At 62.8% G+C, this 12,788-nt stretch carries 10 protein-coding genes; 4 read left to right on the forward strand and 6 right to left on the reverse strand.

The genetic code is table 11. The features are described 5' to 3' along the window. Positions 1-80: 80 nt before the first annotated feature. Together lpdA and ACEWPL_RS09530 are read left to right on the forward strand one after the other, a co-directional pair. Complete coding sequence (lpdA, locus tag ACEWPL_RS09525) at positions 81-1,478, forward strand: dihydrolipoyl dehydrogenase (protein ID WP_393931720.1); 1,398 nt, start codon at positions 81-83, stop codon at positions 1,476-1,478. Positions 1,479-1,484: 6 nt separating this feature from the next. Further along, the gene (locus ACEWPL_RS09530; RefSeq protein WP_393931722.1) at positions 1,485-2,045 is read left to right on the forward strand and encodes a class I SAM-dependent methyltransferase; all 561 of its coding nucleotides are present in this window, start codon (positions 1,485-1,487) and stop codon (positions 2,043-2,045) included. Here the strand turns inward: ACEWPL_RS09530 and ACEWPL_RS09535 are convergent. Then, on the reverse strand, positions 2,042-2,392 hold the full coding sequence (locus tag ACEWPL_RS09535; protein ID WP_393931724.1) for a DUF488 domain-containing protein: 351 nt from the start codon (positions 2,390-2,392) through the stop codon (positions 2,042-2,044). The genes ACEWPL_RS09530 and ACEWPL_RS09535 overlap by 4 nt on opposite strands. Positions 2,393-2,527: 135 nt before the next feature. Here ACEWPL_RS09535 and uvrA point away from each other — a divergent pair, with 135 nt between their 5' ends. Beyond that, positions 2,528-5,386 (forward strand): excinuclease ABC subunit UvrA, encoded by a 2,859-nt coding sequence (gene uvrA / locus ACEWPL_RS09540; protein ID WP_393931726.1) that lies wholly within the window; start codon positions 2,528-2,530, stop codon positions 5,384-5,386. An 18-nt stretch (positions 5,387-5,404) separates the two neighbouring features. On the opposite strand, the gene ACEWPL_RS09545 is transcribed toward uvrA, so the two are convergent. The 5 genes from ACEWPL_RS09545 to ACEWPL_RS09565 form a co-directional block, all read right to left on the reverse strand. Further along, positions 5,405-6,697 (reverse strand): sensor domain-containing phosphodiesterase, encoded by a 1,293-nt coding sequence (locus ACEWPL_RS09545; protein ID WP_393931728.1) that lies wholly within the window; start codon positions 6,695-6,697, stop codon positions 5,405-5,407. Between the two features lie 99 nt (positions 6,698-6,796). Beyond that, entirely contained in the window at positions 6,797-7,915 is a 1,119-nt protein-coding gene (locus ACEWPL_RS09550; protein WP_393931730.1) for an AI-2E family transporter, read from the reverse strand. Positions 7,916-8,023: 108 nt separating this feature from the next. Then, a complete protein-coding gene (gene mmsB, locus ACEWPL_RS09555; RefSeq protein ID WP_393931732.1) occupies positions 8,024-8,896 on the reverse strand; it encodes a 3-hydroxyisobutyrate dehydrogenase in 873 nt (290 codons plus the stop codon). Positions 8,897-9,019: 123 nt separating this feature from the next. Next, positions 9,020-10,153 (reverse strand): carboxylate-amine ligase, encoded by a 1,134-nt coding sequence (locus ACEWPL_RS09560; protein ID WP_393931734.1) that lies wholly within the window; start codon positions 10,151-10,153, stop codon positions 9,020-9,022. A gap of 130 nt (positions 10,154-10,283) precedes the next feature. Continuing rightward, positions 10,284-11,786, reverse strand: coding sequence for a CoA-acylating methylmalonate-semialdehyde dehydrogenase (locus ACEWPL_RS09565; protein ID WP_393931736.1), 1,503 nt, complete (start codon positions 11,784-11,786; stop codon positions 10,284-10,286). A 103-nt stretch (positions 11,787-11,889) separates the two neighbouring features. On the opposite strand from ACEWPL_RS09565, the gene ACEWPL_RS09570 reads away from it, so the two are divergent. Continuing rightward, positions 11,890-12,786 carry a LysR family transcriptional regulator gene (locus ACEWPL_RS09570; RefSeq protein ID WP_393931738.1) on the forward strand — a complete coding sequence of 299 codons (897 nt, stop codon included), beginning with the start codon at positions 11,890-11,892 and terminating at the stop codon, positions 12,784-12,786. The last annotated feature ends 2 nt before the right edge of the window (positions 12,787-12,788 follow it).

Here is a 12,788-nt window from a genome sequence, read left to right on the forward strand (position 1 = left end):
GGCGTTTGCGTTGTGCCTGCGCGCAAGGTGGTTTAGCATTGAACTAAATAGCATCCCAGTTCAGCATTCCGGAGACCCACATGGCCCCCAAATCCTTTGACCTGATCGTGATCGGCGCCGGTCCCGGCGGCTATGTCGCCGCTATTCGTGGCGCGCAGCTGGGCCTCAACGTCGCCATTGTCGAGCGTGAGAATATGGGCGGCATCTGTCTCAACTGGGGCTGTATTCCGACCAAGGCGATGTTGCGCTCCTCCGAGGTGTTTCACCTGATGCATCGCGCCAAGGAATTCGGGCTGAAGGTCGAGAAGGTGGATTACGATCTCGACGCCGTCGTCAAACGCTCGCGCGGGGTGGCCAAGCAGTTGTCGGATGGCATCGGTCATTTGATGAAGAAGAACAAGATCACCGTCTTTCGCGGCGAGGCGACGCTGCCGGCCAAGGGCAAGGTCGCGATCAAGATGGACAAGGGCGATGACGAGGAGCTGACGGCAAAGAACATCGTCCTTGCCACCGGCGCCCGCGCGCGCGAGTTGCCGGGGCTGGAAGCCGATGGCGATCTGGTCTGGACCTATCGCCACGCGCTCCAGCCCGTGCGCATGCCCAAGAAATTGCTGGTCATCGGCTCGGGCGCGATCGGGATCGAATTCGCCAGCTTCTACAACACGCTTGGCGCCGAGACGACGGTGGTCGAAGTGATGGACCGTATCCTGCCCGTCGAGGATGCCGAGATCTCGAAATTCGCGAAAAAGCAGTTTGAAAAGCAGGGGATGACCATCCTGCAGAAGACCGGCGTGAAAAAGCTGGACCGCGCCAAGGGCAAGGTGACCGCGCATATCGAGGCGAATGGCAAGACCGAGAAACACGAGTTCGACACCGTGATCTCGGCTGTCGGGATCGTCGGCAACACCGAGGGTCTTGGGCTGGAAGAGCTGGGCGTCAAGATCGACCGCACCCATGTGCTGACCGATGAATACTGCCGCACCGGCGTCGACGGCCTCTATGCCATTGGCGACATCGCCGGCGCGCCATGGCTGGCGCACAAGGCCAGCCATGAGGGCGTCATGGTGGCCGAGCTGATCGCGGGCAAGCATCCTCATCCCGTCAAACCCGCCAGCATCGCGGGCTGCACCTATTCCAACCCGCAGATCGCGTCTGTCGGCTATACCGAGGCGAAGGCCAAGGAGCTGGGGCATGAGATCAAGGTGGGGCGCTTCCCTTTCATCGGCAACGGCAAGGCTATCGCGCTGGGCGAGGCCGAGGGCATGGTGAAAACCATCTTTGATGCCAAGACCGGCGAGCTCTTGGGCGCACATATGATCGGGGCGGAAGTGACTGAACTCATTCAGGGATATGTCGTTGGCCGCCAGTTGGAGACGACCGAGGAAGACCTGATGAACGCCGTTTTCCCGCATCCCACGCTGAGCGAGATGATGCACGAAAGCGTCCTCGACGCCTACGACCGCGTCATCCACATGTAAGCGGCAATGCCGTCGCTCAACCGGATCGTGATGCAGCGAACCTCGCGCGAATGGCTGGAGGCGCTGCCTTTGCTTGCCATGGATGCGGCCGAGATTTCAGGCAAGAACGGGCGGCGCTACACGTTTCGCAGTTACACGCGCTTTCGCTATCCCGAGTATGACATCTGCGAGGGTCCGTTCCTGTCGCAGGACGGTCTGGTGCAGAAATTCGACATCGTGCTGGCCAATCAGGTGTGGGAGCATCTGGACCGCCCCTATGCCGCCACGCGCAACGTGCTGCGAATGCTGCGGATGGGCGGCTATTTCTGGCTCGCCGTGCCATTCTTCGTGCGCTACCACGGTGCGCCTCACGACTGCACGCGCTGGACGGCGCGCGGACTGACCAATCTGCTGATCGAGGCGGGGTTCGACGCGGCGCAGATCAAGGCGGGACAGTGGGGCAACCGGCAGGCGGCGGCCCGCAACCTCGAGGACAAATGGCCGCCAGTCTACGACCCCGCGATCGATGATCTGACCAACGATCCCGATTATCCCATCTGCGCCTGGGCGCTGGCGCAAAAGATCTAGCGCGTCTTGGCCTTTAGCCAGTCGCGCAGCGCCTCGGCATTGTTATGCGTTTCGTCCTTGGCGCCGTAGATCAGGGTCACGCGGCCCCTCCGGGCCCGCTCTGCCAGATCGGCGGCGGCGCTGCAGTTGCTGAGCTCGGAATGATAGCGGCGCTGGAATTCCTCCCACTTGTCCGCATCGTGGTCGAACCACTTGCGCAACGCGTCGCTGGGCGCGACCTCCTTGCACCAATCGTCGAGGGCCAAATCCTCCTTGGAGACACCGCGCGGCCAGATCCTGTCGACCAGCACGCGATAACCATCATTTTCCGCCATCTCGTCATAGGCGCGGCGTGTGCGTATATCCATGATAAGCCTCCTTTCTGCGTGAACGCCAGCAGGCAGGCAAAGTTTCAAATCTTCACGTTCCACTTATGTTCGTTAATACGGGTTGGAACGGCGGGCGCGCTACACTATCTGTGTAGCCTCAAACTTGGGGGCACCATGGCCGAGCTGAAAAACATCGAAGTGCGCGGCGCGCGCGAGCATAACCTGAAGAATATCGACGTCGATATCCCCCGCGACCAACTGGTTGTGATCACGGGCCTTTCCGGCTCGGGCAAGTCTAGCCTCGCCTTCGACACCATCTATGCCGAGGGCCAGCGCCGCTATGTCGAATCGCTGAGCGCTTATGCGCGCCAATTCCTCGACATGATGCAAAAGCCGGATGTCGATCATATCAGCGGGCTGTCACCCGCGATCAGTATCGAGCAGAAGACGACGTCCAAGAACCCCCGCTCAACCGTCGGGACCGTGACCGAGATTTACGACTACCTGCGACTTCTATTCGCCCGTGCGGGCACACCCTATTCGCCTGCCACCGGCAAGCCGATCGAGGCGCAGCAGGTGCAGGACATGGTCGACCGGATCATGGGCATGGAGGAGGGCACGCGCGCCTATCTGCTGGCCCCGATCGTGCGCGACCGCAAGGGCGAATACCGCAAGGAATTCATTGAGCTGCGCAAGAACGGCTTTCAGCGCGTCAAGGTGAATGGCGAGTTCTACGAGCTGGATGAGCCGCCCACGCTGGACAAGAAGTTCCGCCATGATATCGACGTTGTGGTCGATCGCCTCGTAGTGAAAGAGGGCCTTGAGACGCGGCTGGCCGATAGCCTGCGCACCGCTTTGGACCTCGCCGATGGCATCGCCGTTTTGGAAACCGCGCCCAGCGAGGGCGAGCCGGAGCGCGTGACCTTTTCCGAGAAATTCGCATGTCCCGTGTCGGGGTTCACCATCCCCGAGATCGAGCCGCGCCTCTTTTCCTTCAACGCACCGTTCGGGGCCTGCCCGGTCTGTGACGGCCTCGGGGTCGAGCTCTTCTTTGACGAGCGGCTGGTGGTGCCCGACCAGAACCTCAAGATCTATGACGGCGCGCTGGCCCCGTGGCGCAAGGGCAAGAGCCCCTATTTCCTCCAGACGATCGAGGCGATCGCGCGGCACTACGAATTCAACATGAAGACCAAGTGGAAGGACCTGCCCGCCCATGTGCAGCAGGTTTTCCTGCATGGCTCGGGCGAGGACGAGATCGCGTTCCGCTATGATGAGGGCGGCCGCGTCTACAATGTCAGCCGCGTTTTCGAGGGCGTGATTCCGAACATGGAGCGCCGCTATCGCGAGACGGACAGCGCCTGGGTGCGCGAGGAATTCGAGCGCTACCAGAACAACCGCCCCTGCGGCGCCTGCGAGGGCTACCGCCTGCGCGAAGAGGCGCTGGCGGTCAAGATCGCGGGCCTGCATATCGGCCAGGTCGTGCAGATGTCGATCCGCGAGGCGCTGGAGTGGGTGACCGAGGCGCCGGCGAGCCTCAGCAACCAAAAGCAGGAAATCGCCCGCGCGATCTTCAAGGAGATCCGCGAGCGGCTGGGGTTCCTGAACAATGTCGGCCTCGAATACCTGACGCTCAGCCGCAATGCCGGCACGCTTTCGGGCGGCGAGTCGCAGCGCATCCGGCTGGCCAGCCAGATCGGCAGCGGGTTGACTGGCGTCCTCTACGTGCTGGACGAGCCCAGCATCGGCCTGCATCAACGCGACAATGACCGGCTGCTGGGCACTCTGAAAAACCTGCGCGATCAGGGCAATACCGTGATCGTGGTCGAACATGACGAAGAGGCGATCCGCGATGCGGATTACGTCTTCGACATCGGTCCCGGGGCGGGCGTGCATGGCGGGCAGGTGGTCAGCCACGGCATTCCCTCGGCGGTGGCCGCCGATCCGAACTCGATCACCGGGCAATACCTTTCGGGCACCCGCGAGATTTCGGTGCCGGCCAAGCGCCGCAAGGGCAATGGCAAGAAGCTGAAGGTCGTTAAGGCGACGGGCAATAACCTGAAAGACGTGACCGCGGAATTCCCCTTGGGCAAGTTCGTCTGCGTGTCGGGCGTGTCGGGCGGGGGCAAGTCCACCCTGACCATTGAGACGCTGTTCAAGACCGCCTCGATGCAGCTCAACGGCGCGCGCCAGACGCCCGCGCCCTGCGAGACGATCAAGGGGCTGGAGCATCTGGACAAGGTCATCGACATCGACCAGCGTCCCATTGGGCGCACACCCCGCTCGAACCCGGCCACCTACACGGGCGCCTTCACGCCGATCCGCGACTGGTTCGCCAATCTGCCCGAGGCCAAGGCGCGCGGCTACAAGCCAGGGCGGTTCAGCTTCAACGTCAAGGGCGGGCGCTGCGAAGCGTGTCAGGGCGACGGTGTCATCAAGATCGAGATGCATTTCCTGCCTGATGTCTATGTCACCTGTGAGACCTGCCAGGGCGCGCGATACAATCGGGAAACCTTGGAAATTCGCTTCAAAGGCAAGAGTATAGCCGACGTTCTTGATATGACGGTTGAAGATGCGCAGGAGTTCTTCAAGGCGGTGCCGAGCATCCGCGAGAAGATGGATGCATTGGTGCGCGTCGGGCTTGGATACATCAAGGTCGGCCAGCAGGCGACGACCCTCTCAGGCGGTGAGGCGCAGCGCGTGAAGCTTAGCAAGGAGCTGGCCAAGCGCAGCACGGGGCGCACGCTCTATATCCTCGACGAGCCGACGACGGGCCTGCATTTCGAGGATGTGAAAAAACTGCTGGAGGTGCTGCACGAGTTGGTGGATGGCGGCAATACCGTGGTGGTGATTGAACATAACCTCGACGTGATCAAAACCGCTGACTGGATCATCGATATCGGCCCCGAAGGCGGCGATGGCGGCGGTGAGGTCGTCGCGGTTGGCACGCCCGAGTCCGTCGCGGCCGAACCGCGCAGTCATACCGGCCATTACCTTGGGCCCATGCTGCGCCCCCGCAAGGTGGCCGCGGAATGAGCTGAGCTCCGTCCGGTGTCATATGCGCCGGGCGGTGCGCTGCTTTGCTTTCGGCTGCGCGAACCAGGCCTGGGCCGTTTTCAGATCGGCGGGCTTGCCCAGGAAATAGCCTTGGGCCAGCGGGACACCCAGACCATGCAGGGTGTCGAGTTCGGCCTCCGTTTCGATCCCCTCTGCGACGATGGCGGCGTTGATTTCAACCGCGAACCGCACCAGGGCAGCGCCAAGTGAGCGGCGCACGATGTCCGCGTCGATACCGCTTGTCAGGGACATGTCCAGCTTGATGATGTCGGGATGCAGGCGCACGATATGTTGCAGACCCGAATAGCCCGCGCCCGCGTCATCGATGGCAAGGCGCACGCCCCGGAAGCGCAGCGCATCCAGTTCTTGCAGCAGGCAGTCATAATTTTCGACCATCGCGTGTTCGGTCACTTCCAGCACGATCCGCTCGGCTGGCCAATTGGCGAATACTGCGCCCAGCCGCCCGGAGGCGACAGTGGCCGGCGACGCATTGACCGAAACATAGACATGGGCGGGCAGCTGCGCCAATGCGGTCAGGGCGTCTTCGATCACGCAGATTTCCAACTCCACCTGCAGGCCTACACTAGCCGCCTCATCGAACCACAGGTTCGGCGGGCGATAGGGTTGCGCGCGAAAGCGGCAGAGCGCCTCAAACCCCTTTGGCCGACGCGCGGCGGCATCCATGATGGGCTGGTAGACGATGTCAAAACTGCGCGCCGTGAGGACGTCGCTGATGCTGCCATGCACAGCGTCATGGATGACGCGCGCCGCGATCTTCTCGTTGACCTGCTCGGCCGAGAGCCCCGCGAAGGCGCGCATGACCTCCAGATCGCGCGGCGTCAGGTCGGGCTTGGCCGTGCGGCTGAGGCAGCAGAACATGCCATAGGCGCTGCCGTCGCGGCGGCGTATCGGCACGCTGACATGGCTCTTGATAGGGATGGCATGGGTCAGCGAAAGGCCTTTGCACAACGGCTCGTCCGCGGTGTCGGGGATGAGTTCCGGCAGGCGGCCCGCCAGAATATGGCGGCAATAGACCTGATCGAGCGGCATCGTGGTGCCAACATGAGCCAAATCCTCCAGACCCGGCGCGCTGACCGCGCGAAAGATCAGATCGTCCCCGATGAATTCGGACAGATAGGCGATTTCCATGCCCAAATGACCGCGCACGAATTCAAGTGCGGCATCGATCGTCTCATCCCCGCTGCCGCGGACGACCCCTATAACGTCCGGGATCAGGCTGGCGATATCGCCAGCGAGGAGAGGGGTGGCAGTAGACGGCTTGGTCAGCATACGGGGCACCTGGCGTTGCAAGGAGCCGTCAGTCTTGGGCGATACCTGCAACCAAACCGTTACCGTCGGCGCCATCTCCCGCGGAAGATGGGGACAAGTTTATCGATCCACCCTGGCCTTGCTCCGCGCATCCGTATCTCCGGGGCGCGGGCGACGCGGACGCTCAGAGCTATCGCCGAGGAAGTGCCCCAAGGGCCGCAATCCCTCGATCTCGTCGCAGACGATCTTGACCACGATCAGGACGGGCACCGCGACGACCATGCCGACGACCGACCAGATATAGGCGAAAAACGCGACGATGAGGAACAGGATCGGCGTGTTCAGCTGCATACGGCGCGAGATCAGGAGCGGCGTCACGAGCTGCCCCTCGATAGACGTGAGCGCCATGTAGGTCAGGAAGACGCCAATCGTCTCCCACCCCGTCGAGAGCGATACGAAGGCGACGAGGGCCGCAATGCAGGCACCGGCGACCGCACCAAGAAAGGGCACGAAATTCAGCGCAAACCCCATCACCCCGATCGCGATGGCGTTGGGCACGCCCCAGAGATACATGGCGGTGCCGATCGACAGGCCCAGGATTGCGTTGATGATGGCGATACCGCCCAGGTAACGGCCCAGCCGGTCCTCGATGGTCTTGATGATCTCGACGGCGCGGCGCTTGTCCTTGAGCTTGGGCAGGCTTTCGACCGTGCGCAGAGCAAAGAAATCACCCGAGCCAATCAGGAAGAAGGTGAGGAAGATGGCAAAAATGACCTGGCTCAGCACCTTCGGCGCCATCGTCAGGATCGTGAGGGAGGTGGACGTCTCCGAGACGACCTCGACCTCCATCGTGGGCTTTTTATTATCATTGCCGACCGCTTTGTCGATCGCCTCGGCGGCATCGTTCACCTTTTCCAGCGCCCCGGTGCTTTCGCCGAGCTTGCTCTGCATCTCCTGAATGAGGCGGGGCAAATCATCGACAAGATTGCTGACCGGCTCGAAGAACCAGGCAATGGCAATACCGACGCAGACGAAGAGGAAGGCGGTGAAAATCCCTGCAATCAATATGCTGGGCAGTCCCAATCGCTCGAGCATGCGGCGCGGGCGGCTGAAGACGAAATACGAGAGGATCGCGGCAGTGACCGGGATCAGGAAGTTGGCAGCCGCCACCAGAGCCGCCACCAGAACGACGATGAAAATGCCGATCAGCGGCACATAAATGCGTTTCTGCGCCTTCATTTCGGCAATGTCCCCCAAGTGACCGCTTGTCGCGTTCATTCAGGTCATAACGCCGGCGCCACAGGATCGGTTCCGCAGCCTTTACCTTGCCGCGGAACCAAATCTATCCTAGCCGCGCCCGCGAGCCGAGAAGCGCGGGAGCATGGCGCTGAAATCGCGGCCCCGCCCACCTTCTTCCTCGACAAAGCGGGCATAGATCTCGCGCGCGGCGGTGCCCATCGGCGTGTCGGCATCGACGGCCTCGGCGGCCTGCTGGGCAAGGGTCAGGTCCTTGAGCATCAGCTCGGCGGCGAAGCCCGGCTTGTAATCATTGTCGGCTGGGCTTTTGGGGCCGATGCCGGGGGCGGGGCAATAGGCGTTCATGGTCCAGCTATAGCCCGAGGACGTGCTGACCACGTCGAACATCGCTTGCCGGTCCAGCCCCAGTTTGTCCGCCAGTGCAAAGGCCTCGCATGTGGCGATCATGGTCGCGCCGGCGATCATGTTGTTGCAGATCTTGGCCGCCTGGCCGTTGCCGGACGGGCCGCAATGGACGGCCTTCTGACCCATGATGTCGAACAGGGGCCGCGCGGTCGCGAAAGCCTCGGCATCGCCGCCGACCATGAAGGTCAGCGTGCCGCCCGCCGCGCCGCCGACACCGCCCGACACGGGCGCATCCAGCGCGAGAAGGCCCGCCTGCTGCGCGTCGCGCGCCACGTCGCGGGCACTCGCCACATCGACGGTCGAGCAATCGAGAAGGATGGCGCCCTTGTCCATCGCGGGAATGACCTGGGCCGCGACGCTGCGCAGGACATCGCCATTGGGCAACATGGTCAGGACGACCGACGCACCGGCGGCGGCCTCTTCGGCGCTGGCCGCGACGGCGACGCCTTCGGCACTGACGCCTGCCGGATCAAAACCCGTCACATCATGGCCCGCCGCAGCCAGATTGGCCGCCATCGGCCCGCCCATATTGCCCAGCCCGATAAATCCGATTTTCATGACAAGCCCTCTCATATATCTGAAATTTCGTGCAGATTAGTCCCATAGGATGGGCGGCACAATGCGCAGGGGCGCGGAATTCGGTCGAATTCCGCCAAGCGCAAAACAATGGTTTTGCCCGGCCTAGAGACCGTCGTGGAATTCCTCGATCAGATGGGCGACCACTTCGCGCAGCGCGCCGTCGCGATCCTTGCCTGCCGTCGCGGCGGCCTCGAAGGTGCGGCGCTGGCGGTCGGCGCTGGTGCCTTGGGCGGCCATGCTGCGCGCATGCGTCACCTCCGCAACCGAGCCGAAATGCGCGGCGTCCTCCTCGATCAGCTCTACCATTTCGTCCATCAGCACGGGCATGGGGACGATCTGGCCCAGGCCGAAATCGATCAGCCCCTCGCGCACGCCATAGCGCTGTGCGCGCCAGCGGTTTTCCGAGATGAGAAACGTCTCGTAAATGCGCCAGCGCTGATTCTTGACGGAAAGCCGCCAGAGCATCCGCGCCAGCCCCTGCGTCAGCGCGGCCAAGGTCAATGCATCCTCCATGCGGGGCTGGACGTCGCAGATGCGCGACTCGATTGTCGGAAACTTGGACGAGGGGCGCAGGTCCCACCAGATTTTCGAGGCATCCTCGATCACGCCCAGATCGGTGAGGACATGGGTCGCGCGTTCGAACTCGCCAAAACTGCTCATGCGCGGCGGCAGACCGGTGCGGGGCAGATTGTCGAAGACCGTCAGGCGATAGCTGTCGAGGCCGGTATCGTGCCCCTGCCAGAAGGGCGACGAGCAGCTGAGCGCCAGAAGATGCGGCAGAAAATAGCTGAGCTGGTTCATGATATCGATGCGCCGGTCCGGCGCGCCAACGGCCACATGCACATGCATGCCGCAGATCAGCATACGCCGCACGACCCCCGCCAGATCGGCCGAGAGATCGTTATAGCGGTCCTTGTCGGTATGCTTTTGCTCGCGCCAGCGCGAAAAAGGATGGCATGAGGCCGCGATGGGCGCGAGGCCGAATTTCGAGGCTTCGCGGGCGATACAGCTGCGCAGGCGGCGCAAATCCTCGCGCGCGTCGCTGACTGTCGCGCAGACCTTGGTGCCGATCTCGATCTGGCAGTTCAAGAATTCGGGGCTGACCTGATCCTGCAACTCGCCACGGCACGCCTCCATCAGCGCTTCGGGCGCGTCGGTCAGCGCCATGGTCTCAATATCGACGAGAAGATATTCCTCTTCGATGCCGATGGTGAAGTCGGGCTCGTCCAATCCCATGCGCGCCTCCTGTGCAGGAGGTCCAGCAAAGCGCAGGTCGCGCGCCGTGCCAAGAAAATTCGAATTTTCTTAGGCAAAAGCCTTCATAAAGGCTTTTGGCGCCCGGATGTGCCCGGGCGCCAAAATGTCATCAATCCGCGAGTTTGAAGTGGAACTCGCCGCCTTCCTTGATTCCGCTGGGCCAGCGCGACGTGACGGTCTTGGTCTTGGTGTAGAACTTGAACGCGTCGGGGCCGTACTGGTTGAGATCGCCAAAGGCCGATTTCTTCCAGCCGCCGAAGGTGTAGTGGGCCAGCGGCACGGGGATGGGGAAGTTGATGCCGACCATGCCGACATTGACGCGGTTCGCGAAATCGCGCGCCGCATCGCCGTCGCGGGTAAAGATGGCAGTGCCGTTGCCCATCTCGTGATCCGAGGCCAGTTTCAGCGCCTCTTCATAGCTGCCCGCGCGGATCGTGGTCAGGACAGGACCGAAGATCTCCTGTTTGTAGATATCCATGTCGGGCGTCACTTTGTCGAAAAGGTGCGGCCCGAGGAAAAATCCATCCTCATAGCCCTGCAGGCTGAAGCCGCGCCCGTCGACGACCAGCTCGGCGCCCTGATCGATGCCGGACTGCACCATGCCTTCGATGCGCTTTTTCGCCTCGGCGGTCACGACGGGGCCGTAATCCATCTCGGTGTCCGAGGTGTAGGGGCCGACCTTCAGCTTCTCGATGCGCGGCACCAGCTTCTCGATCAGCTTGTCGGCGGTTTCCTCGCCCACCGGGACCGCGACCGAGATCGCCATGCAGCGCTCTCCCGCCGCGCCGTAGCCGGCGCCGATCAGCGCATCGGCGGCCTGATCAAGGTCGGCGTCGGGCATGATGATCATGTGGTTCTTGGCGCCGCCAAAGCACTGCGCGCGCTTGCCGTTCGAGCAGGCACGACCGTAGATATACTGCGCGATCGGGGTCGAGCCGACAAAGCCCACGGCTTTGATGTCGTCATTGTCGAGGATCGCGTCGACCGATTCTTTGTCGCCGTTGACCACCTGGCAAATACCATCCGGCAAGCCCGCCTCGGTCCAAAGCTCGGCCAGCATGAGCGGGCAGGAGGGGTCGCGTTCGCTGGGCTTGATGATGACGGCGTTACCGGCTGCAATCGCCGGGCCCATTTTCCACATCGGGATCATGGCGGGGAAGTTGAAGGGCGTGATGCCCGCAACAACACCCAGCGCCTGGCGCATCGAGTAGATATCGATGCCGGTCGAGGCGTTGCCGGAATATTCGCCCTTCAGGAAATGCGGCGCGCCGATGCAGAATTCGATCACTTCCATGCCGCGCTGCACATCGCCCTTGGCGTCGGGGATGGTCTTGCCATGCTCGCGGCTGATCGCCTCGGCCAGCTTGTCCATATCGCGGTTGATGAGGCGCACGAACTCCATGAAGATGCGGGCGCGCTTCTGCGGGTTGACCGCTTCCCATTCGACCTGGGCCTTGGCGGCGTCGGCGACGGCCTGGTTCAGCTCGTCCACGGAGGCAAGCGGCGTCTTGGCCTGCACTTCGCCGGTGGCGGGGTTGTAGACATCGGCAAAGCGGCCCGATGTGCCCTTGACGTGCTTGCCGTTAATGTAATGCGTGAGTTCGGTGGTCATGAAAGCCTCCCATTTGCGATTGTGCGCAGCATAGTCTTGCAAAATTGCGCAGAAAAGAGGCAATATTACCAAAGCTATTTTGCGTTTTTGCAAAGGTACTGCCATGCAGCCTCAATGGGACGATCTGAGGATATTTCTGGCCGTCGCGCGCCTTGAGAGTCTCTCGGCCGCCGGGCGCGTGCTCAAGATCGACCCGGCCACCGTGGGGCGGCGCATCACGCGGCTGGAGGAGGCGCTGCGCGCGCCGCTTTTTGCCAGGTCGCCGCAGGGATATGCGCTGACGGGCGAGGGGCAGCGTCTGATGGGCCACGCCGCCCGCGCCGAGCAGGAAATGACCGCCGCCTTCGAGGATCTGTCGGGGCAGGGCGCGCAGCTGAGCGGGCAGATCCGGCTGGGCTCGCCCGATGGGTCGGCCAACTTCCTGCTGCCGCAGGTCTGTGCGCAGATCGTCGAGCAGAACCCGGATCTGGAGGTGCAGATCGTCGCGCTGCCGCGCGTCTTCAACCTGTCGCGGCGCGAGGCGGATATGGCCATCGCCGTCAGCGCGCCACTGGCCGGGCGTCTGAGCGTGCAGAAGGTGACCGATTACCGGCTGAGCCTGGTGGCGTCGCGCGACTACCTGCGCAACTCGGCGCCGATCAACAGCGTCGAGGATCTGCGCGATCACCGGATCGTTGGATACATTCAGGACATGATCTTTGACAAGGAACTGGACTACATGGCGGAGGCCGGGCTGCCGCGCGTCGATCTGGCCAGCAACTCGGTTTCGGTGCAGTTCAGCTGGATCCGGCAGGGGGCGGGAATCGGCATCGTGCATGATTTCTCGATCCCCTTCGGCCAAGGCTTGGTGCGGGTGCTGCCGCATGAGGTCAGCCTCACGCGCAGCTTTTATCTGATCCGCCATGTGGACGACCGGCGGCTCGACCGGCTCAACCGTTTTGCCGAGGCGCTGGCGGCGGGGATGCGGCGCGAGGTCGCCCGGCTGGAGGGGCAGGGGTGACG

It is taken from the genome of Roseovarius roseus (genome assembly GCF_043355935.2).
Taxonomy (GTDB): Bacteria; Pseudomonadota; Alphaproteobacteria; order Rhodobacterales; family Rhodobacteraceae; genus Roseovarius; species Roseovarius roseus.